Origin of the sequence: Streptomyces sp. NPDC088766, assembly GCF_044750845.1 — a bacterium.
In the GTDB taxonomy this organism is placed as follows: domain Bacteria; phylum Actinomycetota; class Actinomycetes; order Streptomycetales; family Streptomycetaceae; genus Streptomyces.
Genome location: NZ_JBIVKQ010000044.1, coordinates 1 through 25,996, shown reverse-complemented (window position 1 = coordinate 25,996; position 25,996 = coordinate 1). Strand labels below are relative to the sequence as shown.

The following is a 25,996-nucleotide window of genomic DNA, read 5'->3' as shown; positions in this document are numbered from 1 at the left end:
CCTCCCGCCGTCAGTACCCGTACGGCACCCCCCGGGGACAACCCCCGGACCCCCGGCCCCACCCATGTGACCCACGGCACCGGACCTCCCGCCGTCAGTACCCGTACGGCACCCCCCGGGGACAACCCCCCGCCCCCCCGCCCCACCCATGTGACCCACGGCACCGGACCTCCCGCCGTCAGTACCCGTACGGCACCCCCCGGGGACAACCCCCGGACCCCCGGCCCCACCCATGTGACCCACGGCACCGGACCTCCCGCCGTCAGTACCCGTACGGCACCCCCCGGGGACAACCCCCGGACCCCCGGCCCCACCCATGTGACCCACGGCACCGGACCTCCCGCCGTTAGTGCCCGTTAACCTGCTGGGCATGACCGTGAATCTCGAAGTCGCCGAGGGCGTCGGCACGCTGCGCCTGGACCGCCCGCCCATGAACGCGCTGAACGTGGCCACCCAGGACCGGCTGAAGGAACTCGCCGAGGAGGCGGGCCGCCGTGACGACGTGCGGGCCGTCGTCGTGTACGGCGGCGAGAAGGTGTTCGCGGCGGGCGCGGACATCAAGGAGATGCAGCTCATGGACCACACGGCCATGGTCCTGCGCGCCCGCGCCCTCCAGGACGCCTTCACGGCGGTGGCCCGCATCCCCAAGCCGGTGGTCGCGGCCGTGACCGGATACGCGCTGGGCGGCGGCTGCGAGCTGGCGCTGTGCGCGGACTTCCGGATCGCCGCGGAGAACGCGAAGCTGGGCCAGCCGGAGATCCTGCTCGGTCTGATCCCGGGCGCGGGGGGCACCCAGCGGCTGTCCCGGCTGATCGGCCCGTCCAAGGCGAAGGACCTGATCTTCACCGGCCGCATGGTGAAGGCGGACGAGGCGCTGACGCTGGGGCTGGTGGACCGGGTGGTCCCGGCCGACGAGGTGTACGCGCAGGCGCACGCGTGGGCGGCGAAGCTGGCGCAGGGTCCGGCGCTCGCGCTGCGGGCGGCCAAGGAGTCGATCGACACCGGTCTGGAGACGGACATCGAGACGGGTCTCACGGTGGAGCGGAACTGGTTCGCGGGCCTGTTCGCCACCCCGGACCGGGAGATCGGCATGCGCAGCTTCGTGGAGGAGGGGCCGGGCAAGGCGAAGTTCCGGTGAGGCCGTTCCACCGGCACCCGGGGCGGGGCCGTGTGAGACTCGTCTCGCCGAAGGCCGCCTGAAGCCCTTGCAATTGACGGAGTGTCTCATCCGGGGCGGGGCCGGGTTCCGGCCCCGGATCCCGTCCGGGCTCTTCGCGGGTCCCCCGATGGGGCGCTTCGCCGGCACCGTGCGCCGACCTCGGGGCCGCCTCGCCGAGGGAGCCCGCCGATCACCTCTCGACGAGGTGTCGTCCCAGGTCAGAGGGGGTGCATCCGTCACCCGAGCACCTCTGGCGCATGCCGACCGATTCGCGCGGAATGAGAGCTTCCGGGGGGCGCATTCCCCCGGAACGGCCCCGCGCGAGGCCCCGGGCCGCCATGATGGGGGGCATGGCGGGGCTGGAGGGTATCGAACAGCCGCGGGGGCACGGGCGTGTGGCCGCGGCACGCTGGTCGCCTGCGGTCGAGGACGAACGGGCGCTCAAGGCACTGGAGTTGTTCGGTGACCCCACGGAAGCGGAGGTCCAGCTGCCGTCCCGCCCCGAATCCGCCGCCACGGCCCGGCGCCTCACCCAGGTCATCGTTCTCCGCCGCTGGCAGCTCACCCCCAAGATGACCGAGGACGCCGTCCTGCTCGTCTCGGAACTCGTCGGCAACGCCGTACGCCACACCGGTGCCCGTGTCTTCGGGCTGCGCCTGCGCAGGCGGCGGGGCTGGATCCGCGTCGAGGTCCGGGACCCCTCGCGGGGGCTGCCCTGTCTGATGCCGGTCCAGGAGACGGACGTCAGCGGCCGGGGGCTGTTCCTCGTCGACAAGCTGTCCGACCGCTGGGGCGTCGACCTGCTGCCGCGCGGCAAGACGACCTGGTTCGAGATGCGGGTCGCCGACCGCTGACCGGCCCGGCCCTCCCCTGCGCTCCCTCCCCTGCGCTCCCTCCCCGTCGGCCGCTCCGGGGCGGCCACTCGTGGCCGGCCGCTGCGGGCCGACCACCGCCGGTCGGCCCGGGACCGGTTCGAACCCGCATGGGCCGATCGGATGACACCGGCCTGCCACCGGCCCCCGGCCCGACCGGTTCGAGGACCCGAACGCGCAGGTCGTAGGTCCGAGGACCGAGCCCGGCCCGGCCGAAACTCGGTGGGCGTCGTCAGTGGCTATCCGTAGGCTCGCTCCTGATGCCCACGACACCTGCACCCACCAAGGACCGTTCCGCCGTACGGACGTTGCTGCGCCTGTGGCCGTACGTGCGGCCCGTCCGGGCGCGGTTGTTCACCGCCGCGGCCGTCGCGGTCGTCGCCTCCTGCACGGGGCTGGTGATCCCGCTCGTCCTCAAGTGGCTGGTGGACGGGCCGGTCGCGGACCGGGACTCGGCGGGCGTCTGGCTGGGCGCGCTGTACCTGCTGCTGCTCGGGTTCGCGGAGGCACTCCTGTTCGGGCTGCGGCGCTGGCTGGTGGCACGGCCGCTGTCGCACGTCGAGGCGGAGATGCGGGCGGACCTGTACCGGCACCTGCAGCGGCTGCCGGTGGCCTTCCACGACCGGTGGGCGTCGGGGCAGCTGCTGTCCCGGGGCACCACCGATCTGATGCTGCTGCGCATGTTCCTCGCCTTCCCGCTGACGTTCCTCCTGGTCAACGGGGTGACGATCCTCGTCGGCGTGACCATCATGCTGCTTCAGGACTGGACGCTCGGGCTGGTCGTCCTCGGGCCCGCGATCCCCGTGATCGTCATGTGCGTGATCTTCGAGAACCGGTACGCGCGGGTGGCGCGACGCGCCCAGGACCAGGTCGGCGACCTGACGACGGTCGTCGAGGAGAGCGTCCTCGGCATCCGGATCATCAAGGGCTTCGGCCGGCACCGCAGCCAGGCGCGGGCCTTCCGCGAGCTGTCGTCGACGCTGCGCGGGACGGAACTGCACAAGGCGCGGCTGCTGGCGACGATCTGGGCGGTCATCGTGACCCTGCCCGAGCTGGCGATCGGCGCGGCGCTGGTGCTGGGGACGGTGCAGGTCGCGGACGGCGAACTGTCCGCGGGCACGCTGGTCGCCTTCCTCTCCACGGCCCTCGCCCTGCGCTGGCCGGTGGACTCCATCGGCTTCCTGCTGGCGATGAGCCAGGAGGCGGCGACGGCCACGGAACGGTACTTCGAGGTGATGGACGCGGAGCCGGAGGACGACGGGGTCCCCGTCGGGCGGCCACCGGCCCCGGCACAGGCCCAGGCCCCGGCCCAGGCCCTCGTCACGGAACGGCCGGCTCCGGCAGCCCCCGTCACGGAGGACCCGGCTTCGGCTCCGGCGGCCCCCGCCCGGTACGCCTCGCTCCCCGAAGGGGGCCTGCGGTTCCACGGGGTCACCTTCCGCTACCCCGACGCCGAGCCCGACTCCCCGCCCGTCCTCGACCGGGTCGACCTGCACGTCCGGCCCGGCGAGTCCATGGCGCTGGTGGGCGCCACCGGCAGTGGGAAGACCACGCTCACCGCGCTCGTGCCGCGGCTGCACGAGGTGACCTCCGGGTGGATCACGCTCGACGGCGAGGACATCACCGCGATGCCCCGCGAGGAGCTGCGCGCGAAGGTGGCCGTCGCCTTCGAGGAGCCGACGCTGTTCTCCACGACCGTCGGGGAGAACGTGCTGATGGGCGCCGGCGGCGGCGCGGACGACGGCGACCTGGAGCGGGCGCTGGCCGTCGCCCGGGCCGAGTTCGTGCACGCGCTGCCGCAGGGCACCCGCACCCAGGTCGGCGAGCAGGGGCTGAGCCTGTCCGGCGGGCAGCGGCAGCGCCTCGCGCTGGCGCGGGCGGTGGTGGGCCGGCCCCGGTTCCTCGTGCTCGACGACCCGCTGTCCGCGCTGGACGTCCACACGGAGGCCGCCGTGGAGGCCGCCCTGCGCCGCGTCCTCGCCGACACGACCGCGCTGATCGTCGCGCACCGGCCGTCCACCGTGCTGCTCGCCGACCGGGTCGCCCTGCTGTCGGGCGGCCGGATCACCGCCGTGGGCACCCACCACGAACTGCTCCGCACCCACGCCGAGTACGCCCGTCTGATGTCCGGGGACCAGGAGGCCGACCGCCGATGACCGCGCCCACGACCGCCTCCCCCACCGCCGACGACGACGAGCGGGACCCGACGGCCGCCCGGGAGGACGCCGACGCCTTCGACCGGGACGTCCTGCCGACCCCGCCGGGCGCCACCGGCACCCTGCTGCGCTCGCTGCTCGCCCCGATGAGGGCGCGCGTCGCCCTCACCACGTTCCTGCTGCTGCTCCAGCAGGCGGCCGTGCAGGCGGGTCCGCTGCTGGTGGCGTACGCCATCGACCGTGCCGTACCGGCGTTCCGCGAGGACGACCTGGGGCCGCTGGTCGCGGTGGGCGTCGGCTACCTGGGGTGCGCGCTGGCCGGCGGCGGACTCCAGTACGCGTTCCTGATCGCCTCCGCCCGCGTCAACCAGGACGTGCTGCTGGACCTGCGCGGCCGGATCTTCCGGCACGCGCAGGCGCTGAGCGTCGACTTCCACGAGCGGTACACCTCGGGCCGGCTCATCTCCCGTTCCACCACCGATGTCGAGTCGCTGCGCGAACTGCTCAGCGAGGGTCTCCAGGAGCTGGTGACGGTCGTCCTGTCCTTCCTCTACATCTCGGCGATGCTGCTCTGGCTGGACCTGGGCCTCGGTGCGGTGGCGGTGGCGTCGTTCGGGCCGCTGTACCTCCTCGTCCGGGTCTACCAGCGGCGCGCGGGCCGGGTGTTCACCGCCAGGTCGTCGGCCATCGCCGCCGTGATCGTGAAGTTCGTGGAGACGGTCAACGGCATCCGGCCGGTGCGCGCGTTCCGCCGCGAGGCCGTCAACGAGGCCGACTTCCGGGTCCTGAACCAGCGGCACGAGCGGACCAACGGCGACGCGCTGCTGGAGATGGCCCGGTACGTCGTCGGTTCCCGGCTGGTCGCCAACACCGCCGTCGCGCTGATCGTGCTGTGGGGCGCCCAGCGGGTGGCGGACGGCTCGCTGGCGCTGGGCGTGCTGGCCGCGGCGGTGCTGTACCTGCGGCGGCTGTACGACCCGATCGACCGGCTCGGCATGTTCCTCAACTCCTACCAGTCGGCCGCCGCCTCCCTGGAGAAGATCGCGGGGCTGCTGGCCCAGGAGCCGTCCGTGCCCGAGCCGGCCGCGCCCCGGGAGCTGCCGGCCCGCCGGCCCGGCATGCCCGGCCGCGAGGTCGTCTTCGACGGCGTCGGCTTCGGCTACCGCACCGGTGGCGAGGTCCTCCCCCGCTTCGACCTGACCCTGCCCGCCGGACAGACCGTCGCGGTGGTCGGTTCGACCGGCGCCGGGAAGTCCACCCTGGCCAAGCTCCTCGCCCGCTTCTACGACCCGACGGCGGGCCGGGTGCTGCTCGACGGCGTCGATCTGCGCGAGCTGGCGACGGCCGAGCTGCGGCGCGGGGTGGTCATGGTGACGCAGGAGTCGTTCCTGTTCTCCGGGACGGTCGCCGACAACATCGCGCTCGGGCGGCCGGACGCGAGCCGGGAGGACGTCGAGCGGGCGGCGAAGGCGATCGGCGCGCACGAGTTCATCAGCTCCCTGCCCGACGGCTACGACACGGACGTCCGCAGGCGCGGCGGTCGCATCTCCGCCGGTCAGCGCCAACTCGTTTCGTTCGCACGGGCGTTGCTCGCGGATCCGGCGGTGCTGATCCTCGACGAGGCGACCAGTTCGCTCGACGTGCCCGGCGAGCAGGCCGTGCAGGCGGCGATGGCGACGGTCCTGAAGGGCCGTACGGCGGTGGTGATCGCGCACCGGCTGTCGACGGTGGAGATCGCCGACCGGGTGCTCGTCATGGAGCACGGCCGGATCGTCGAGGACGGCACCCCGGACAAACTCGTCGCAGGCACCGGCCGGTTCGCGGACCTGCACCGCGCCTGGCGGGACAGCCTCGCATGAGGGTCCGGCGCGCGGGAGGGCCACTGATCGACGCCTACGCCGACCCCGGCACACCCGACCGCCGCGGCGGCTGGTCGTACCTGTGGTGGCTGACCTGCCGCCAGCCGGGACGGGCGGTGGCGGGAGCGGTGCTGTCCAGCGTCTGGATGGTGCTGATGGCGGTCGCGCCGTACCTGATGTCGAGGGCGGTCGACGACGGTCTCGAGGGTGGTGACACGGCCGCGCTGGTGGGCTGGACGGCCGCGTTGTTGCTGGTGGGGGCGTTCAACTCCTGGGTGAGCATCCTCCGGCACCGCACCATGACCCGGGTGCGCATGGACGCCAACTTCCGCACGGTCAAGGTGGTCGTCGGGCACACGGTCCGGCTCGGCGCCGCGCTGCCGCGCCGGATCGGGGCCGGGGAGGTGGTCACGATCGGCGTCGGCGACGTGCAGACCATCGCCACGTCCCTGACCATGATCGGGCCGGGCGTCGGCTCGGTCGTCGTCTACGTCGTCGTCGCCGGGGTGCTGCTGTCGGTCTCGCCGCTGCTCGCGGCGGTCGTGCTGCTGGGGATGCCGGTGATCGCCGTGCTGGTAGGCCCGCTGATGGGACGGCTCCAGGGCGCCGAGGGCGAGTACCGGGAGCGGCAGGGCGTGCTCACCGCGCGGATCGGCGACCTCGCGGGCGGGCTGCGGGTGCTCAACGGCCTCGGCGGCAAGGGCCTGATCGCGGATGCCTTCCACCGCGACTCGCAGCGGCTGCGCGCCCAGGGCTACCGGGTCGGCGCGGTCACCAGCTGGATGCAGGCCCTCGGCATGGGCCTGCCGACGGTGTTCCTCGCCGTGGTGACCTGGCTGGCGGCCCGGCTCGCGGCCCGGGGCGAGCTGACCGTCGGCGAGCTGGTGGCGGTGTACGGCTACGTGGCCGTACTGGTCGGCCCGGTCGCGTTCGTCGTGGACATGGGCTACCAGCTCAGCCGGGGCGTGGTCGCCGCGCGCCGGGTCGTACGGCTGCTGCGGCTGGAGCCGGACGACCCGGTCACCGGTACCGCCGACGCGCCCGCCGGGCCGGCGGTGCTGTACGACCCCGCCTCCGGTGTGCGGATCGCGCCCGGTCTGCTGACGGCGCTGGCCGGTGCGCGGCCCGCCGACACGGCCGCCGTGATCGACCGGCTGGGCCGGTACGGTCCGACCGACGTCACCTGGGGCGGCGTACGTCTCGACGAGGTGGGACCGGCGCGGGTGAGGGAGCGGATCCTGGTCGCGGACAACGAGGCGGACCTGTTCGCCGGCAGCCTGCGCGAGCTGGTGGGCGGGCGGCGGGACGCGTCCGCCGCGGAGATCGGCCGGGCGCTGCGGGCGGCTGCCGCCGAGGACATCGTGCAGGGACTGCCGGACGGGCTCGACTCCCCCGTGGCGGCGCGGGGCCGCAGCCTGTCCGGCGGCCAGCGGCAGCGCGTGCGGCTGGCGCGGGCGCTGCTCGCCGACCCCGAGGTGCTGCTCGCCGTCGAGCCGACGTCGGCGCTCGACGCGCACACCGAGGCGGCGATCGCGCGGCGGCTGCGCGGGGCGCGCGCCGGCCGGACGACCGTCGTGACGAGCACCTCCCCGCTGCTGCTCGACCAGGCGGACCGGGTGCTGTACCTGGTGGACGGGAAGCTCGCGGCCGCCGGGCGGCACCGGGTGCTGCTGGAGACGGAACCGGGATACCGGGCGCTGGTGGCGCGGGACACGGAGGACGCGCAGGACGCGCAGGACGCGGGAGTCGTGCGGGACGCGCAGGCCCTCCAGGGGCCACGGAACAGCAGCGGGGCAGGGGACGGGACCGTGGAGGGGGCTGTTCGATGACGGCGGGCAGCTCGGGCGGGCCGGACGGGAAGGTCTCGGCCGGGCCGGACGGGAAGGTCTCGGCCGGAGGCGGTGAGGGGGCGGCAGGGCGGCTTCCGGTGGCCTCGCCGGCCGAGGTGCGGCGGGCCACCGGCCGTCTCGTGCGGGCCGACGGGCGGGCCTTCGCCGCCGTCCTGGCGCTCAACGTGCTGGCCGCCGCGGCCGGTCTGGCCGGGCCCTGGCTGGTCGGCCGGATCATCGACGAGGTGCGCTCCGGCGGCGGCGTGGCGGGGGTGGACCGGCTGGCCGCGGCCATCCTGGGGTGCGCGCTGGCGCAGTTGCTGCTGGCCCGCTGGGCCCGGTACGCGGGGCACCGGTTCGGGGAGCGGACGCTCGCGCGGGTGCGGGAGGGCTTCGTCGAGCGGACGCTGGCGCTGCCCGCGTCGGTGGTGGAGCGGGCCGGCACCGGCGACCTCACCACCCGCGGCACCGCCGACGTGGCGGCCGTGGGCACGACGCTGCGGGACGCCGGGCCCGAGCTGCTGGTCTGCAGCATGCAGGCGTTGTCGCTGCTGGGCGCGGTGTTCGTGATCGACCCGCTGCTCGGCGTGGTCGGGGTGCTCGGGCTGACGCCGATCTGGTGGGCGCTGCGCTGGTACCTGCGGCGGGCGCGCGCCGGGTACCTCGCCGAGGGCGCGGCCACCTCGGAGGTCGCCGACGTCCTCGCGGAGACCGCGGGCGGGGCCCGCACGGTGGAGGCGTTCCGGCTCCAGGAGCGGCGGACGGCGGCGAGCCGGGACGCGCTGGAGGTGTCGCGTCGTGCGCGGTTCCACACGCTGTTCCTGCGGAGCGTGTTCTTCCCGGTGGTGGAGGTGTCGTACACGCTGCCCGTCGCGGGGGTCCTGCTGGTGGGCGGGGTGCTGCACGCGCGGGGCGCGCTGAGCCTCGGGGCGGTGGTGGCGGCGGCCCTGTATCTGCGGCAGTTCACCGGGCCGCTCGACGAGATCCTGATGCGCGTCGAGCAACTCCAGGGAAGCGGGGCCTCGTTCGCGCGGGTGGAGGGGCTGGCGCGGGCTCCGCGGTCCGGGCCGGAGGGGGGCGCGCCGGCCCCGGCGGACGACCGGATCGACGTGACGGGCGTGCGGTACGCCTACGACCGCGGCGGCGAGGTGCTGCGCGGGGTGGACCTGACGGTGCGGCCCGGGGAGCGGCTCGCGGTGGTGGGCCCCTCGGGTGCGGGCAAGACGACGCTGAGCCGGCTGCTGGCGGGTGTGGACGCGCCGACGGCGGGTTCGGTCACGGTGGGCGGGGTGCCGGTCGCGGACCTGGCTCCGGAGGCGCTGCGCCGGCAGGTCGTCCTGGTGACCCAGGAGCACCACGTCTTCCTCGGCACGGTCCGCGAGAACCTCCTGATCGCCGAACCGGCCGCGACGGACGAGGAGTTGTGGGCGGCGCTGGCCGCGGTCGGCGCGGCGGACTGGGTGCGGGAGCTGCCCGGCGGTCTCGACGCGGAGGTGGGCGCGGACCGGCGCCGCACCGACGGCTCGCAGGCGCAGCAGCTCGCCCTGGCGCGGGTGGTGCTGGCAGACCCGCACACGCTGATCCTGGACGAGGCGACGGCCCTGCTGGACCCGACGACCGCCCGGCACACCGAGCGCGCCCTGGCCGCCGTACTGCGCGGGCGTACGGTCATCGCCATCGCCCACCGGCTGCACACCGCGCACGACGCGGACCGGGTCGCCGTGATGGAGAACGGCCGGCTGACCGAACTCGGCACGCACGACGAGCTGGTGCGGGCGGGCGGGGCGTACGCGGCCCTGTGGGGGACGTGGCACGGGGAGCGGCGGGACGCGTAGGACTCGGTACGGGGGGGCGGCGCGCGCAGGACGCCGTACGGGGGCGAGGTCCGCGGGTGGCCCGCGGTGATATCTCCGTATATCGAACATGAACTCCCGGACAACGAACCGTTTCCAGCCAACTTCCTGACGCGCTCCTGACAGATAGCGCTGTCGGCTGCCACTCTTCCCACTGCTACTGCACAGCAACCCCACAGCGTCACCCGTTCTGCGTACGGCCCCAGTTGTGCCCGCGCGGCCCACCCGCCGTGCGGTCTCCCCCGGCCGCGTGACCCGCGGCCGCGCAGAAGGAGTCAGTGTTGAGCAGCAGTCCCTCTCGCAGACACACCTCCCACACCCCCTCCCGCAGGGCCGCGGCCCTCGCCCTCGTCGGCGTCTCCGCGCTCATCGCCGCCGCCGTGCAGTCCGGTGCCGCGACGGCCGCCCCCGGGCAGTCGCCGCGGGCGGCCGGCCAGGCGATACCGGGCTCCGAGTCGGTCCGCCTCACCCCCGCCCAGCGCGCCGAGCTGATCCGCGACGCGAACGCCGGCAAGGCGCAGCAGGCCAAGGAACTGGGCCTCGGCGCCCAGGAGGCGCTCGTCGTCCGGGACGTCGTCAAGGACGCCGACGGCACGGTCCACACCCGCTACGAGCGCACCTACGCGGGCCTGCCGGTCCTCGGCGGCGACCTGGTCGTCGAGTCCACCCCGGCCGGCGCGACGGAGTCCGTCGTCAAGGCGACCCGTGCCGCCATCAAGCCGGCCACCACCACGGCCAAGGTGCCCGCGGCCAAGGCCGAGGCGCAGGCGCTGTCGGCGGCGAAGGCGGAGAACGCCAAGAGCCCCGACGTCAACCGCGAGCCCCGCAAGGTGATCTGGGCCGCGAACGGCACGCCGACCGTGGCCTACGAGACGGTCGTGGGCGGGTTCCAGCACGACGGCACCCCGCAGGAGCTGCACGTCGTCACGGACGCCACCACGGGCGCCAAGCTGTACGAGTGGGAGGCCATCGAGACCGGCACCGGCAACACGGTGTACAGCGGTCAGGTCACCATCGGCAGCACGCAGTCCGGGTCGACGTACAACCTCACCGACGGCACCCGCGGCAGCCACAAGACGTACAACCTCAACCGCGGCACCTCCGGCACCGGCACGCTCTTCTCCGGCCCCGACGACGTCTGGGGCAACGGCAGCGCGTCGAACCTGGAGTCGGCCGGCGCCGACGCCGCCTACGGCGCCCAGCTGACCTGGGACTACTACAAGAACGTGCACGGGCGTTCCGGCATCCGCGGCGACGGGGTCGGGGCGTACTCCCGCGTCCACTACGGCAACAACTACGTGAACGCGTTCTGGTCGGACAGCTGCTTCTGCATGACGTACGGCGACGGCTCCGGCAACGCCAACCCGCTGACGTCGATCGACGTGGCCGCGCACGAGATGACCCACGGGCTCACCTCCAACACGGCCGGCCTCAACTACAGCGGCGAGTCCGGCGGCCTGAACGAGGCGACCTCGGACATCTTCGGCTCGACCGTCGAGTTCTACGCCAACAACTCCTCCGACGTCGGTGACTACCTCATCGGCGAGGAGATCAACATCAACGGCGACGGCACGCCGCTGCGCTACATGGACAAGCCGAGCAAGGACGGCGCGTCCAAGGACAGCTGGTACTCCGGCATCGGCTCGATCGACGTGCACTACTCCTCGGGCCCGGCGAACCACTTCTTCTACCTGCTGAGCGAGGGCAGCGGCACCAAGACCATCAACGGTGTCACCTACAACTCGCCCACCTCGGACGGGCTGCCGGTCACCGGCATCGGCCGGGACAAGGCGGAGAAGATCTGGTTCCGCGCGCTGACCACGAAGTTCACCTCGACCACCAACTACGCGGGCGCCCGCACCGGCACCCTCGCGGCGGCCGGTGAGCTGTACGGCACGACGAGCGCCGAGTACACGGCGGTGCAGAACGCGTGGGCGGGCATCGCGGTCGGCTCGCGGCCCGGTGGCGGCGGTGGCGGCACCACCTTCGAGTCCACCACCGACGTATCGATTCCGGACAACGGCGCGGCGGTCACCTCGCCGATCACCGTCTCCGGCCGGACCGGCAACGCGCCGTCCAACCTCGCGGTGGCGGTCGACATCGTCCACACCTACATCGGTGACCTCCAGGTGCAGCTGCTCGCCCCCGACGGCACGGCGTACACGCTGAAGGCGTACGGCACCGGCGGCAGCGCGGACAACCTCAACACCACGTACACGGTGAACGCGTCCTCCGAAGTCGCGAACGGTGTCTGGACGTTGCGGGTCCAGGACAACGCGGCCGCGGACACGGGCTACATCAACGGCTGGTCGCTGACCTTCCCGTAGGTCGCCGCCGCGCCGTGACAGGGGGCCGCACAGCGGCCCACCCCCCACTCACAGGACGCCGCTCCGGAGCTTCGGCCACCGGGGCGGCGTCCTCTTTTTGCCATCCGATTGCCCGCCCGCTGTTGGTCTTTGACCGAGGTCACGCCCGTTCACACAACGGCAATGTTCATCGGTTGGTCGATTTTCGGTCAACATCACTTCGGGGTCCTGACATGTACGCGACTTGGATGCCAGTCTTCCTGTCACCCGCCGCACAACTTCACAGCCGTCACGGCCGGCCACCCCACGCCGTCCGGACACCCCCACATCCAAGGAGCTTGTGTGTCCTCCCTCTACGCGCGTCGCAAGCGCACCACCCTGGCCATCGCCACCGCCGTCGCAGCCGGGGCCCTCGTCACCACCGGACTCACCACCGGCAGCGCCGCCGCCCAGACCTCCGCGGACGTGACGGCTGCCAAGCCCCTCGCCGTTCCGACCCCGCTGGCCCCGGCCGCCCGCACCGCCCTGATCCAGGACAAGCAGGCCGACGCCGCCTCCACCGCGCAGGAGATAGGCCTCGGCGCCCAGGAGAAGCTGGTCGTCAGAGACGTCGTCAAGGACGCCGACGGCACGGTCCACACCCGCTACGAGCGCACCTACGCGGGCCTGCCGGTCCTCGGCGGCGACCTGGTCGTCCACGAGTCGGCGACCGGCGCGGACAAGGGCGTCACCAAGGCGACGACGGCCACCATCAAGGTCGCCTCGACCACCCCGGCCGTGGGCGCCGCCAAGGCCGAGAGCCAGGCGCTGTCGCTGGCGAAGGCGGCGGGCTCCGAGGACACCGAGGCCTCGCAGGCGCCCCGCAAGGTGATCTGGGCGGGCAACGGCAGCAAGCCGGTCCTGGCCTACGAGACCGTCGTCGGCGGCTTCCAGGACGACGGCACCCCCAACGAGCTGCACGTCATCACCGACGCGGCGACCGGCAAGAAGCTGTACGAGTACCAGGGCATCGAGACCGGCACCGGCAAGAGCCTCTACTCCGGCACGGTCACCCTCGGCACGTACCTCTCGGGCTCGACGTACCAGCTGTACGACACCTCGCGCGGCGGCCACAAGACGTACAACAAGGCCCGCAGCACCAGCAGTTCGGCGGGCACGCTGTTCACCGACACGGACGACGCCTGGGGCACCGGCGCCGCCTCCAGCTCCTCCACCGACCAGACGGCCGCCGTCGACGCGGCCTACGGCGCCCAGACCACCTGGGACTTCTACAAGAACACCTTCGGCCGCAACGGCATCAAGAACAACGGCGTCGCCGCCTACTCCCGCGTCCACTACGGCAACGCGTACGTCAACGCGTTCTGGGACGACAGCTGCTTCTGCATGACGTACGGCGACGGCTCCGGCAACACCAAGCCGCTCACCTCGCTGGACGTGGCCGGCCACGAGATGACCCACGGCGTCACCTCGAACACGGCGGGCCTGAACTACTCCGGCGAGTCCGGCGGCCTGAACGAGGCGACCTCCGACATCTTCGGCACGGCCGTCGAGTTCTACGCGGCGAACTCCTCCGACGTCGGTGACTACCTCATCGGCGAGAAGATCAACATCAACGGCAACGGCACCCCGCTGCGCTACATGGACCAGCCGAGCAAGGACGGCGCCTCGGCCAACTACTGGTCGTCGACGCTGAAGAACCTGGACGTGCACTACTCGTCCGGCCCGGCCAACCACTTCTTCTACCTCCTCTCCGAGGGCAGCGGCGCGAAGACGATCAACGGGGTCAGCTACAACTCCCCGACCTACAACGGCTCCACGGTCACCGGCATCGGCCGCGCCAAGGCGGCCCAGATCTGGTACAAGGCCCTCACCACGTACATGACGTCGACCACGAACTACGCGGGCGCCCGCACGGCGACGCTGAACGCGGCGTCGGCCCTGTACGGCTCCACCAGCGCGGAGTACAAGGCGGTCGCGGCCGCCTGGACGGCGGTCAACGTCGCCTGACGACCGGCTCGTGAGACGGGGCGGCACCCGGGAGGAGGACTCCCCGGGTGCCGCCCTACTCTTGGGTCCCATGTCAGTTGGGGACTTCACGTACGAGGACGTCGGCGCCACCCGCGAGCCCGGCTTCTGCCCGCCCGGCTTCCACGCCCTGCACGTGCGCACGCGCCTCGGCGAGGGCGAGGAGGTCTTCCGCCGCGCCGCCGAGGCCGTCCTCACCTGGGAGATGCACCGCGCCCTCGGCGTCGGCGTCGAGACGACCGCCGACCGCGCGGCCCGGGGCGTGGACGTCACGGTCACCCTGGCGGGCGTCGTCAAGGCCCCCTGCCGCGTCGTCTGGACGGTCGAGGAACGCCGCCGCGCCGGCTGGGCCTACGGCACCCTGCCCGGCCACCCGGAGTCCGGCGAGGAGTCCTTCGTCGTCGACCGCACGGGCGACGGCACGGTCTGGCTGACGGTCGCGGCCTTCAGCCGCCCGGCCAAGTGGTACGCCCGCGCGGGCGGCCCGGCGACCCGGCAGCTGCAGCAGGCGTACGCCCGCAGGTGCGGAGCGGTACTGCGCCGCCTGTCGGGCGGCGAGGACGCGTGACACCGGTTCTTCACGCGGCGACCTCTCGTCCGGCCGGCCGGGCGGCGGGGCTCCTCACGTCCCGGGACTCCGCTGCGCGTGCGCTGCCTGCTGGGACTCCTTCCTGGAAGAGATCTGGCCGATGAGTTCCCAGAAGCACACCAGGGCGGTGACGGGCGGCATCCCGAACATCACGAACGCCATGAGCGAGCGGGAGGAGTGGCCGACGCACAGGGCCGCGGCCACGGCGGAGGCCGTGAGGAGGACGCTCCAGGAGCGGCGCGCGCGCCGGTGCTGCACGGTGGCCCGCAGGATCGACAGAGCTGCCACGAACCACGGCCCGTACACGGCGAGCGGCCACCACTGCGCCACCGCGTCGGGCAGCATGCCCTCGGCGATCACGCGGAGCTGCCCGTAGGTGTAGGCGACCGACCAGCCCAGCAGGCACGCCGCGCACACGAAGATCGCGGCGATCAGGAGCGTGGCGTGGGTGATGCGTCGACCGGCCGGGGGGTCCGGCTCCTGACGCCGCTTCCGCCGCCGTTCACGTCTGTGGTGGGATCGTTCCAGGGGGTCGGGAGAGGACTGCCGGCCCTGCGCCGGGGAGAGCATCGCGGCCAGCTCTTCGTCCGGGTCCCAGCCGTCCAGCACGGCGGCATGCGGTGCGCTCTCCCACACGGTGGCGGGCGGTGCGTCGTCCCAAGCGGTGGCGGGCGGCGGACTGTCCCACACGGTGGCGTGGGGCGGACTGTCCCGGACGCCGGCGTACGGCGAGCTGTCCCAGGCGCCGGCGTACGGCGGGCCGTCCCAGGCTCCGGCGTGCGGCGGGTTGTCCCAGGCTCCGGCGTGCGGCGGGCCGTCCCAGGACTGCTGGATCGGGAAGGGAATGCTGTCGTACCGACGGCCCCCCGGCCCCTCTCCCGCCCTGGGAACGTAATGCTGCGTAGAGAAGGGGCCGTTATTACTTGACCTGTCCATCTGATTTTTCTCCGCGCCCTGTTTCAGGACGTCATGTCGAGCGCACGAGACCCTGACGGGACGGACTTCGCAGGAGTTTCGCCGCCGCGAATCCTCCCCATCCCCCTCAGATATTCCATTTCGATGACGTCGATGGTGTTCTGAAAATCTTCCAGCAGGTCCGATGAGGTACGGAGCTGCACTCCGGCGCCAGTGAACACACGACCGCCGACTGCCGACGACAGGGTCGCCTCTCCGGGTTCTTCTTGCTCTGTCACCCCCACCTAACGAGCGCCACGCGGGAGGTGATGTGGTGCATTCGGGGGGAATATGCAGACCGCATGTAGCACCGGAATGGGAACAAACCAATTGCCCGACAAAAACATGAAGCGGCGGATCGGGACTGCGGAGGCACTACGACCGCCCGGCGGCCGAAAACTCGAAAAACCTCTCGCCATTCGGCTGTTCGGGAGACGGCACGGTCCGGCAGTCCCGCCGCACCCGGTCCCCGCGACGTCACCCCGGACCGATGGGCGTCCACCTTCGACCGGTCACCCGCCATGGCGTCAGGAATTCCTCAGGTACGCCGCCAGCTTGCCGATGAGCCGGGCGGCGTCGTCCAGGCCACGGGCCGTCTCGCCGAGGTCGCCGGCGAGCAGCTGCTGCAGGGCCTGCCCCGCTTCCCTCCCCTCCACCTGGCCGGGGGCGTCGGACCAGGGGCCGGGGACGGCCGTGCCCCGGTATCCGACGGGGTCGCCCCCGCGCGGCGCCCGGTAGCCGGTGAAGTCGGCGGCCCGCCGCGCCGGCCCGGCGGCCGGGGCCTCGGCGGCGAGGAACTGGACCCGGGAGAGCTGGGTCTGGTCGGAGCCCTGGTTGGAGGTGATGCTCAGGCGGTAGCGGGCGTAGGACGCGGGTGAGGCGACGGCGTACTCCTTCGTCTCGTGGCGCTGCCGGAAGTGTTCGCCGGTGCGGGAGTCCACGGTCGTCCAGTGGATGCCGTCGTGCGATCCCTGGAGCTCCCAGTCCCGCGGGTCCCGCTCGGGGGCGTCGTTCGCCGAGGTCAGCCGGTAGGCGGCGACGGCGGCGGGGCGTTCGAGGGTGAAGTCCAGCTCGGCGGTCTCGTCGTTGGCCAGCCACTTGCTCCAGGACTTGGTGAGCAGGTTCTCCGCGACCTCACCCACCAGGTCGAACTCGTCGCTCGCCTCGACGTCGACGACCGTACGGGTGATGTCCCGCAGCTCGCCGACGGGTTCCGCCGCGCCGGGCCCGTGGACGGAGCCGAGGACGACCGAGGCGGTGCTGCCCCGCCGGTCGGTCCAGGACACGCGCTGCACGGGCGCCCCGCCGTCGTCGAGCAGCAGCCGCAGCTCGCCGGAGGGGGACCAGGCGCCGTCGTGCCCCTCCTCGGTGGAGAACCGGTGCAGCGGGGCTCCGGCCGTGCCCTCGGGATAAGCCCGGCGGCCGGTGAGAGTGCCGCGGTACTCGACGACCGCGCCGTCGGCCGTCGTCCGGTGGCCCAGAAAACCGGACAGGTCCGCGCGCAGCCCGATCACCGCCTCCGATCCGTCCGCCCCGCGCCAGGCGAGGTGGGCGGGCAGGGCCCGCTCGCCGCTGCCGCCGCTGCCGCCGCTGTGGATGCTGTCGATATGGAAGAGCAGCCGGGACCCGGTCTGCCAGGCGGCAGAGCCGGGGGCACGGACCTCGGTGGTGAAGGCGACGACGGACCGCCCGGCCGCCCGTGCCTCCCGGGCACACTCCGACCGCCCCCGGTCGTGCGCGGGGTCCACGGTCACGGCCCGCAGCCGCAGCAGCCCCTCCGCACCCTCCGGGTTGCGTATCTCGAGCAGGTTGTCGCCCGCGGCCAGGAGCTCCCCCGGCACGCTGAGCACGGTGACCCGCGGATCGCTGTGCCCTCTTCCCCCCTCGTCCCCCGGTGTCGCCAACTGCTCGGCGAGCGCCTTGCCGTTGAGCAGGACGTCCATCGGAGCACCCGCACCGAGCACGGTCACCGCGACGACGGCCTCGGCGATCTCCTCCCGCTCCCCCACCGTGAAGTCCAGCCTGATGTACCCGCCGGCGCCCAGCGCGAGGTGCGAGGGGGCGATCCCGCAGCGGTGGTGGGCGACCACGGCGTTCGACAGCTGGGCCGGGTCGGTGGAGAAGTCGGCGAATACGGGTTCCATGGGTGTCCCTACGTCGTCCGGGCATGCCGGTCGTACCGGCCACGAGGTGCGCGGCGGGGCTCTGCGACCTGCGGAGCATGCAGAACCTATCGGGGGCCACTGACAACGGACCGCTCAAGTCACCTTCAACTGAGGCTAGTTGTCTTCCAGTCACCGAGAGGACCCACCCTCCGAGGCCACCCCCGCCCCGCCGACCTCGAACCACAGCAACTTCCCCCCACCCCGTCCGAGCCGGCCGCCCTCCAGCGGCCACCCGCCCCACCAGTCCGCGTACTCCTGCACGAGGTACAGCCCGCGCCCGCCTTCCCGGTCCGTCCCGGCGGGCGGCACCCGGTCACCGGGCGGCTTGGCGAAGGGCGCCGGGACGTACGGATGGCTGTCCCACACGCCGACCCTGATCCGCCCGTCGCTCAGGGCGGTCATCCGCAGGGAGGCGGGCCCCCTGGTGTGCAGGTAGGCGTTGGTGACCAGCTCGGAGGCCAACAGCTCGACGGCTTCGAGCACTTCCTCCCTCCCGTGCCCGCGGAGCACCGCCCGCACGGTCATACGTGCGACCCGTGCGGCGCGGGGGTCGTGCGGCAGCCGAAGGGCGTACACCCAGGTGTCGGGCGGGGCTACGGTGACCATGAGAACTCCTCCGAGGAAAGGGGAATCGAACGACTCGCTCATGGCCCGCGCCGGGCGGTGGCAGTGCCTGGTGGGTGCGCTTCCGGCTTATGGGCTGGGGCTGTTGAGCGGCGACAACCACGGTAGAGCAGATGGTTAGATACCTCTAACAAACTGAACAGTAATCCTCCAACCTTCACTCGTGTGAGGGATGGAACGCCGCTTTGCGGCCAGGAAGGAGACGCCGTGCCGCCCACCAACAGCCCCACGCTCCGTCAGCGGAGGCTGGGCGCGGAACTGCGCAAACTCCGTGAGCGCACCGGGCTCTCGACCACCGGCGCCGCCCAACTCCTCGGCGTCAACCAGGCGCGCATCAGCATGATCGAGACGGGGCGCACACCAGTAAGCGCCGACCGGGTCCGCTCGATGGCCCACAGCTACGACTGCTCCGACGGAAGGCTGGTCGACGCCCTTGCCGCCATGACGGGCCGTCGTACACGCGGTTGGTGGGAGGAGTACCGCGATCACGTGCCGGTTGCGCTCGTCGACCTGGCCGAACTGGAGCACCACGCCACTGCACTACGCGTGGCTCTCCTTTTCCACATCCCGGCACTGCTCCAGACCACCGACCACGCCCGAGCCCTTTTCCAGGCCGTGGTCCCGCCCATGCGGCAGTACGAGATCGAACACCGCCTCACCCACCGCATGAAGCGCCAGGGTGTCCTGCACAGGGAGAACCCGGCGCCGTACACGGCGATCATCCATGAGGCGGCCCTGCGCATGGGCTTCGGCGGCCCCGTCGTCACTCGCGGGCAGCTGAAGCACCTGATCGACATGAGCGAACTGCCCCACGTCACGATCAGAGTGATCCCCTTCGAGACGAACGATTTCCCCACGACCGGCCAGTCCTTCGACTATGCGGAGGGACCGGTACCCCAACTCGACACGGTTCAGCTGGACTCGCACCACGGCGCCTGCGAGTTCCTCGACGCGGCAGCGCAGTTGGACAAGTACCGAGCCGTGCTCGACCGCATGGAGTCCTGCGCCCTGACAGCCGCCGAGTCACGCGATTTCATCCACCACCGCATCCAGTCCCTGTGAAAGGAACAGCCGTGCAAGACCTCAGCTGGCAGAAGTCCTCCTTCAGCGGAGACGGCTCGAACTGCGTCTACGTCGCCACCTCCCCCACCGGAACCGTCCACCTCCGCGAGAGCGACGACCCAAACACCGTCCTCACTACGACGGCACCTGGCCTGCGTGCCCTGATATCGGGCCTCAAGGGTGACGCGTGACGCCGAGGAAACCGTGGCAGAGTCCCTCGGGCCCGCAAGACCCGCATCGTTGCCAGAAGCGGACTGGGGCGCGTTGGAGCGCGAGCCGGGTGTGCCCCTTCCCGGCGACCGCAAGAAGATCGTGACCGGGGCGATCACGCAGGAACCGCGGGCACCCCACACCCGGGGCCGTGCCCGAAAGTCTCATGCGGACCGGCCTGATGTGGTTCGCTGCCGGGGTGACTCAGGACTTGGAGATCGTCGCGTTCGAATCCGCCGGGGCGTTCGAGGCATGGCTCGGCGAGAACCACGCCGTCTCGCCCGGCATCTGGCTCAAGCTTCGCAAGAAGGGTCCCGGAATCGTCGCGCTGGACTACGCCCAGGCGCTCGACGTGGCGCTCTGCCACGGCTGGATCGACGGTCAGAAGGCCGCGTTCGACGACCAGTGGTGGCTCCAGCGGTTCACTCCGCGCAAGCCGCGCAGCAGGTGGTCCAAGGTCAACCGGGACAAGGCGACCGCCCTGATCGAGCAGGGCCGGATGCGTCCGCCGGGGCAGGCCGAGGTCGACCGCGCCAAGGCGGACGGCCGCTGGGAGGCGGCCTACGACGGCGTGCGGACCGCCACGGTGCCGGACGACCTCGCGGCGGCCCTGGCCGCCGACCCGGCCGCGGCGGAGTTCTTCGGGACGCTGGACCGGCAGAACCGCTACGCGATCCTGTACCGGATCCAGGACGCCAAGAAGGCCGAGACCCGGGCGCGCCGCATCGAGAAGTACGTGGCGATGCTGGCGAAGGGCGAGAAGCCGCACCCGTAGTCACGGGCCGGACCGGGTCCACGTCACCGTCTCCCCACCGGAAACGTCCACCTCTGCGAGAACGACGAGCCGGACGTCGTCCTCACCGCGGCGGCGCCCGGCTCGTACGCCCCTGACGCACCGCTTCAAGGACCCGCCCAGGGCCGCGCGGACGCTGAAGAGACCCGTGGACGCGTCAGCCGTCGAGATCGTCGGGCAAGAGCCGAAATGCGTCGTGTCGGGTCAGGGGGCGTACGACGCGGAAGTGTTTGTCCGTGGTGAGGACGGCGTCAGTCCGGTAGGCGGCGGCGAGGGCGGCGTTCATGGCGTCCGTCAGACCCACGCCCTTGCCGCCTCCGAGATCCTGACAGGCCTGAGCGACGCTGACGGCCGTACGGAAGTGGGGGCCGACATCCGGAATCTCGAATCGCTGAAGATCCGCCTGCTTGCCGATGAAGTCGAGGGCGATGCCGGCCGCACGGCTCCCGCTCTTCTCGCTGATGAGGTAGTCCAGTTCGGCGAGGACGAGGGGCGAGACCACCAAGTGGCCGATGCGGGCGAGCGCGGCGACGTGCTCGGCGTGACGCGGATCCTTCTTCGCGAGGACGCGGTAGAGGCCGTTGGTGTCGGCGATGGCGACCGGCACACTAGTCATCGAGGCCGCCTCCCATCCCGCGCAGGGTGGCGCCGATCTCCTCGTCCGTGACGGCGGGCAGGTCGAGATCGGGGATGTCCAGGTCCCCCATGGGGTCGGTACGGAACTGATGGACAGGCTCGTCCAGACGCTCTATCGGGACGATGCCCATGATCGGCCGGCCGTTCCGGGTGACGATCAGGGTCGCCCCCGCTTCGACCCGCTCCGCGATCTTGCTGGGCTGGTTGAGCGCCCGGAGCGGTACGACTTCGGACTGACTCGGGTCTGCGGCCATGCTCCGAACGTACCACGACGTACCACGACGTACCACGCAAGGAGGGGTGTTCTTCGACCGGCCGCTTCCAGGCGCTGTCCCATGAATGATCGACGGATGTCGGCCGGCATGCTCGTCCGCCGGGCACGTCGGACGTGCCAAGGACAGCGTGCTGATCGTGGACGGCAGCCCGCTGTCCGAAAGCAACAGCGACAGTGAACGGCCGTCGCCGGGACTCCCCCGAGCCCCGGCGACGAAGAGACGAAGAAGAGATAGGGACGAAGAACCGGAAACCCCCTACCGCATCAACACCCCCGCCCCCTCCACCAGTTCCTCCGAAGGCACCGCCACCAGTCCCAGTTCCGCGCCCGACGCGGTCAGCGGGTGGTCGGGGAGGATGCGGACCGTGTAGCCGTAGGGGCCCGTGCGGTCGAGGGAGAGGGGGCCCTCGTAGAGCCAGTTGCCCTCCAGGTCGGGGCCGCCCACCGGTTTCAGGGGGACGGCCGTGCCGTCCGTGATGCGGTCCTCGGCGTCGACGCGGCCGGAGACGGCCTGGACCTCGACGTCGTCGGGGGTGAGGTCGCCCAGGCGCAGGCGGACCCTCAGGGCGAGGGTCGTGCCGAGTTCGGCGGTCGGGGCGGTCGCGGAGGTCTCGACGTGGTCGACGGTGACGGCGGGCCAGGCGGCACGCACCTTCGCCTTCCAGGCGGCGAGGTCGCGGGCCGCGTCGGGGTCCAGGGCCCGGTGGGCCTGGGCGGCGGGGGTGTAGAGCCGTTCGACGTACTCGCGGACCATGCGGCCGGCCAGCACCTTGGGGCCGAGGTGGGTGAGGGTCTGGCGGACCATCTCGATCCAGCGGTCGGGCAGGCCGTTCGCGCCGCGCTCGTAGAAGCGCGGGGTGACGCGCTGCTCCAGCAGCTCGTACAGTGCCGCCGCCTCGATGTCGTCGCGGTGGTCGGTGTCGGTGCCGGAGCCGTCGGCGGTGGGGATGGCCCAGCCGAAGTCGGGCCGGAACCACTCGTCCCACCAGCCGTCCAGGACGGAGAGGTTGAGGCAGCCGTTGAGGGCCGCCTTCATCCCGGACGTGCCGCAGGCCTCCAGCGGGCGCAGCGGGTTGTTCAGCCAGATGTCGCAGCCGGGGTACAGCTTCTGGGCCATCCCCATGCCGTAGTCGGGGAGGAAGACGATGCGGTGGCGGACGCGCGGGTCGTCCGCGAACCGGACCAGTTCCTGGACGAGGCGTTTGCCGCCGTCGTCCGCCGGGTGCGCCTTGCCGGCAACGACGATCTGGACGGGCCGCTCGGGGTGCAGCAGCAGGTCCGTCAGACGGTCGCGGTCCCGCAGCATCAGCGTGAGCCGTTTGTACGACGGGACGCGGCGGGCGAACCCGATGGTGAGGACGTCGGGGTCGAGCACGCCGTCGATCCAGCCCAGCTCGGCCGTGCCGGCGCCGCGCTGCCGCCAGGAGGCGCGGAGCCGGTCCCGTACCTCCGTGACGAGCTGCCCGCGCAGGTCGCGGCGGAGGTTCCAGATCTCCTCGTCGGCGATCTCGGCGACGGAGTCCCAACGGTCGGAGCCGCCGACGCTCAGCGCGTCCTCGGCACGCCGGTCGCCGATCTGCCGGGCGCCCAGGCGCAGCACCTCGGGCGCGACCCAGGTGGGGGCGTGCACGCCGTTGGTGACGGAGGTGATGGGCACGTCCTCCGGGTCGAAGCCGGGCCACAGGCCGGCGAACATCTCCCGGCTGACCTGGCCGTGCAGGAGGGAGACGCCGTTGGCGCGCTGGGCGAGGCGCAGGCCCATGACGGCCATGTTGAACAGGCCCGGCTCGCCGCCCGGATAGGTCTCCCTGCCCAGGGCGAGGACGCGGCCGACGTCGATGCGCGGGAGTTCGGCGCCGGGTCCGAAGTGCCGGGCGACCAGTTCGCGGTCGAAGCGGTCGATGCCGGCCGGGACGGGGGTGTGGGTGGTGAAGACGGTTCCGGCCCGGACCGCCTCCAGGGCGGAGTCGAAGTCGAGCCCCTCGTCGCACAGCTCGGCGATCCGCTCCAGGCCGAGGAACCCGGCGTGCCCCTCGTTGGTGTGGAACACCTCGGGCGGGGCGTGCCCGGTCAGCCGGCAGTAGGCGCGTACCGCCCGGACACCTCCTATGCCGAGCAGCATCTCCTGGAGCAGCCGGTGCTCGCTGCCGCCGCCGTAGAGCCGGTCGGTCACCCCGCGTTCGCCGGGGTCGTTCTCCTCGACGTCGGAGTCGAGCATCAGCAGCGGCACCCGGCCGACCTGGGCCAGCCAGATCCTGGCGTGCAACTGTTTTCCGCCGGGGAGGGCGAGGGAGACCTGGGCGGGGGTGCCGTCCTGCTCCTTCAGCTGGGTCACCGGCAGTTCGTTGGGGTCGAGGACGGGATAGTGCTCCTGCTGCCAGCCGTCGCGGGAGAGGGTCTGGCGGAAGTAGCCGTGCCGGTAGAGCAGCCCGACCCCGATGAGGGGGACGCCCAGGTCGCTGGCGGCCTTGAGGTGGTCGCCGGCGAGGATGCCGAGGCCGCCGGAGTACTGGGGCAGGGCGGCCGTGACACCGAACTCGGGGGAGAAGTAGGCGACGGCGGCGGGCAGCTCGGTGGACTGCTGCTGGTACCAGCGGTCGCCGGTCAGGTAGGCGTGCAGATCGTCGGCGGCGGCGGTCAGCCGGCCCAGGAAGCGGTCGTCCCGGGCCAGTTCCTGGAGGCGTGCCGCGTCCACGGCTCCGAGCAGCCGTACGGGGTCGCCGCCCGAGGCCGCCCAGTGATCGGGGTCGACCTGCTGGAGGAGTTCACGGGTTTCCGCGTGCCATGACCAGCGCAGGTTGCGCGCGAGATCACTGAGCGGCCGGAGGGGTTCGGGAAGAAGGGGTCGGACAGTGAATCGACGGATCGCCTTCACATTCCACCTCGGCGTGCGTGAGGAAGTGGCGCACGGCAGTGTGCGTCAACGTCTCTGACGACGGTACCGGCGTCGGTGCCGGACTTGCTGGAGGCCGCCGCCGCCGGACCCGCGCTTTCGGCCGCCGACGGGTCTTTTCACGCCACACCGGACGACACCGGCCGCCGCCGGACGGCCCCGGGGCGGCCCGGCCGGCCCGCCCGGCCCCCGCTGCCGCCCTGCCCGGCGCTCTGGAGCCCCCGAGTGCGCCCCTTTATGGCCGATTCCACCCCCACGGGCCACCTTGTGACACTTCGCGCCGCACGAGAGGCTGCGGGGGTCGCACCCGGCACCGCCGCCACGCACCGAGCCGAGGAGGGGAACCCGGACCATGGATCGGCGCTCGGCCCGTTCACCCCGGGGCACCACGAAACGCCCCGGGGATTTTCACCGGCGCGACGGGGCACACGAGCGACACGGGACACGCGACCTGTTCCGGTGCGGCTTCCGGTACGGCTGCGGCGCCACCGTACGTCGCGGACGTGACCGCACCGTCTCCGGCCGCGCACCCGAGGGACCCTTCGCCGGTGGAAAAGGACCTGGTCTCGAGGGTCGCGAACGGCAAGGTGTCCGGCCGGGTTCCCACTTCGCCGGACGAATTCCGGCGGGTGCCGCGCTCACCGGAAATGCCCCACGGAAGAGGCAAGACTTCATGAATACATGCGCGCGACCAGTTAACAACGTGCCGGATTGCTCACCCGAATAGGGTGGGAAGGCTCCTCCGGTACAGAACCCGTACGACCAGAGCACGCCGTACGACGAGAGCACGCCGTGCGACGCGCCCGACCCCGGCACCCGGCTGCCGGACCGCGCCCCGGCGCGCCCGGTTCCCGGCACACCCCCGCACCACCCGGAACCACCCCGTACGTATGTCGCAGGACCCACCTCCCCACATCCATCCGCCCACCCTCGTTGATGCGGACAGGAGCGGTCATGCCCGCCACGCACCACTCGTCAGCACCCCCGACACCCCCTCGCACCGCGGCACCACCCCCCGTGCGTCCCGCCGCCGCCGGACCGCCGGCCCCGGAGCGATCCTCCGCGGGTGACGGGACGGCCGTGGGGCGCATACCCGTCCTCGACGTCCGGCCGGTCGTCCAGCGCGGCCGCCGCCCCGCCAAGGCGGTCGCCGGAGAGACGTTCCAGGTCTCGGCCACCGTGTTCCGCGAGGGTCACGACGCCGTCGCCGCCAACGTCGTGCTGCGCGGCCCCGACGGCCGCCCCGGCCCCTGGACGCCGATGCGCGAGCTGGCCCCCGGCACCGACCGCTGGGGCGCCGACGTCACCCCGGACGAGCCGGGCCGCTGGACGTACACCGTGGAGGCCTGGGGCGACCCGGTCGGCACCTGGCGGCACCACGCGCGCATCAAGATCCCCGCGGGCATCGACACCGACCTGGTCCTGGAGGAGGGCGCCCGGCTGTACGAGCGCGCCGCCGCCGGGGTGCCCGAGGCGGACGCCGACGCCCGGGCGAAGCGGGACGTCCTGCTCGCCGCGGTCGACGCCCTGCGCGACGAGGCCCGTCCCGCGGCCTCCCGGCTGGCGGCGGCGCTCGACCCCGAGGTGGACGTGGTCCTGGCCCGCCATCCGGTGCGGGAGCTGGTCACCGAGTCCGAGACGCTGCCCCTGCTGGTGGAGCGGGAGCGGGCGCTGTACGGCTCCTGGTACGAGTTCTTCCCGCGCTCGGAGGGCACTGCCGAGCGTCCGCACGGCACG

At 72.5% G+C, this 25,996-nt stretch carries 20 protein-coding genes; 13 read left to right on the top strand and 7 right to left on the bottom strand.

From position 1 onward, the window contains the following. Nucleotides 1-370: 370 nt before the first annotated feature. From ACIP5W_RS35075 to ACIP5W_RS35035, 9 genes are all read left to right on the top strand, one after another. Nucleotides 371-1,138: an enoyl-CoA hydratase/isomerase family protein gene (locus ACIP5W_RS35075; protein WP_401482028.1), complete on the top strand. Its 768-nt coding sequence runs from the start codon at nucleotides 371-373 to the stop codon at nucleotides 1,136-1,138. A gap of 371 nt (nucleotides 1,139-1,509) precedes the next feature. Further along, the gene (locus ACIP5W_RS35070; protein WP_401482026.1) at nucleotides 1,510-2,013 is read left to right on the top strand and encodes an ATP-binding protein; all 504 of its coding nucleotides are present in this window, start codon (nucleotides 1,510-1,512) and stop codon (nucleotides 2,011-2,013) included. A 278-nt stretch (nucleotides 2,014-2,291) separates the two neighbouring features. Further along, complete coding sequence (locus ACIP5W_RS35065; protein WP_401482024.1) at nucleotides 2,292-4,187, top strand: ABC transporter ATP-binding protein; 1,896 nt, start codon at nucleotides 2,292-2,294, stop codon at nucleotides 4,185-4,187. Continuing rightward, a complete protein-coding gene (locus ACIP5W_RS35060; RefSeq protein WP_401482022.1) occupies nucleotides 4,184-6,046 on the top strand; it encodes an ABC transporter ATP-binding protein in 1,863 nt (620 codons plus the stop codon). Before ACIP5W_RS35065 ends, ACIP5W_RS35060 begins: the two co-directional genes overlap by 4 nt. Before the next feature lie 23 nt (nucleotides 6,047-6,069). After that, entirely contained in the window at nucleotides 6,070-7,875 is a 1,806-nt protein-coding gene (locus ACIP5W_RS35055) for an ABC transporter ATP-binding protein (RefSeq protein WP_401482032.1), read from the top strand. After that, the gene (locus tag ACIP5W_RS35050) at nucleotides 7,872-9,710 is read left to right on the top strand and encodes an ABC transporter ATP-binding protein (protein ID WP_401482020.1); all 1,839 of its coding nucleotides are present in this window, start codon (nucleotides 7,872-7,874) and stop codon (nucleotides 9,708-9,710) included. The genes ACIP5W_RS35055 and ACIP5W_RS35050 overlap by 4 nt, the downstream gene beginning before the upstream one ends. A gap of 299 nt (nucleotides 9,711-10,009) precedes the next feature. Then, entirely contained in the window at nucleotides 10,010-12,055 is a 2,046-nt protein-coding gene (locus ACIP5W_RS35045) for a M4 family metallopeptidase (protein ID WP_401482018.1), read from the top strand. A gap of 321 nt (nucleotides 12,056-12,376) precedes the next feature. Continuing rightward, on the top strand, nucleotides 12,377-14,041 hold the full coding sequence (locus ACIP5W_RS35040; RefSeq protein WP_401482016.1) for a M4 family metallopeptidase: 1,665 nt from the start codon (nucleotides 12,377-12,379) through the stop codon (nucleotides 14,039-14,041). Between the two features lie 70 nt (nucleotides 14,042-14,111). Next, nucleotides 14,112-14,627 carry a DUF1990 family protein gene (locus tag ACIP5W_RS35035; protein WP_401482015.1) on the top strand — a complete coding sequence of 172 codons (516 nt, stop codon included), beginning with the start codon at nucleotides 14,112-14,114 and terminating at the stop codon, nucleotides 14,625-14,627. 54 nt (nucleotides 14,628-14,681) lie between these two features. Here ACIP5W_RS35035 and ACIP5W_RS35030 read toward each other — a convergent pair whose 3' ends face one another. From ACIP5W_RS35030 to ACIP5W_RS35015, 4 genes are all read right to left on the bottom strand, one after another. Beyond that, nucleotides 14,682-15,584, bottom strand: coding sequence for a DUF2637 domain-containing protein (locus tag ACIP5W_RS35030; RefSeq protein WP_401482013.1), 903 nt, complete (start codon nucleotides 15,582-15,584; stop codon nucleotides 14,682-14,684). A gap of 23 nt (nucleotides 15,585-15,607) precedes the next feature. Continuing rightward, entirely contained in the window at nucleotides 15,608-15,841 is a 234-nt protein-coding gene (locus ACIP5W_RS35025; RefSeq protein WP_401482011.1) for a hypothetical protein, read from the bottom strand. Nucleotides 15,842-16,129: 288 nt separating this feature from the next. Then, entirely contained in the window at nucleotides 16,130-17,746 is a 1,617-nt protein-coding gene (locus tag ACIP5W_RS35020; protein WP_401482009.1) for an alpha-1,2-mannosidase, read from the bottom strand. 150 nt (nucleotides 17,747-17,896) lie between these two features. Continuing rightward, a complete protein-coding gene (locus tag ACIP5W_RS35015) occupies nucleotides 17,897-18,373 on the bottom strand; it encodes an ATP-binding protein (protein WP_401482007.1) in 477 nt (158 codons plus the stop codon). Between the two features lie 225 nt (nucleotides 18,374-18,598). Between ACIP5W_RS35015 and ACIP5W_RS35010 the strand changes: the two genes are divergently transcribed. From ACIP5W_RS35010 to ACIP5W_RS35000, 3 genes are all read left to right on the top strand, one after another. Then, nucleotides 18,599-19,453: a helix-turn-helix domain-containing protein gene (locus ACIP5W_RS35010; RefSeq protein WP_401482005.1), complete on the top strand. Its 855-nt coding sequence runs from the start codon at nucleotides 18,599-18,601 to the stop codon at nucleotides 19,451-19,453. 11 nt (nucleotides 19,454-19,464) lie between these two features. Then, nucleotides 19,465-19,644, top strand: a complete 180-nt coding sequence (locus ACIP5W_RS35005; RefSeq protein ID WP_401482003.1) for a DUF397 domain-containing protein — start codon at nucleotides 19,465-19,467, stop codon at nucleotides 19,642-19,644. A gap of 200 nt (nucleotides 19,645-19,844) precedes the next feature. Next, nucleotides 19,845-20,438 (top strand): YdeI family protein, encoded by a 594-nt coding sequence (locus ACIP5W_RS35000; protein ID WP_401482030.1) that lies wholly within the window; start codon nucleotides 19,845-19,847, stop codon nucleotides 20,436-20,438. A gap of 175 nt (nucleotides 20,439-20,613) precedes the next feature. On the opposite strand, the gene ACIP5W_RS34995 is transcribed toward ACIP5W_RS35000, so the two are convergent. The 3 genes from ACIP5W_RS34995 to ACIP5W_RS34985 form a co-directional block, all read right to left on the bottom strand. Then, nucleotides 20,614-21,072, bottom strand: coding sequence for a PIN domain-containing protein (locus ACIP5W_RS34995; protein WP_401482001.1), 459 nt, complete (start codon nucleotides 21,070-21,072; stop codon nucleotides 20,614-20,616). Then, a complete protein-coding gene (locus ACIP5W_RS34990) occupies nucleotides 21,065-21,346 on the bottom strand; it encodes a type II toxin-antitoxin system Phd/YefM family antitoxin (protein WP_401481999.1) in 282 nt (93 codons plus the stop codon). Before ACIP5W_RS34990 ends, ACIP5W_RS34995 begins: the two co-directional genes overlap by 8 nt. A gap of 276 nt (nucleotides 21,347-21,622) precedes the next feature. Continuing rightward, complete coding sequence (locus tag ACIP5W_RS34985) at nucleotides 21,623-24,241, bottom strand: glycosyltransferase family 1 protein (RefSeq protein WP_401481997.1); 2,619 nt, start codon at nucleotides 24,239-24,241, stop codon at nucleotides 21,623-21,625. 972 nt (nucleotides 24,242-25,213) lie between these two features. On the opposite strand from ACIP5W_RS34985, the gene ACIP5W_RS34980 reads away from it, so the two are divergent. Further along, nucleotides 25,214-25,996: maltotransferase domain-containing protein (locus ACIP5W_RS34980; RefSeq protein WP_401481995.1), on the top strand; the 783-nt coding region annotated here is incomplete at its 3' end.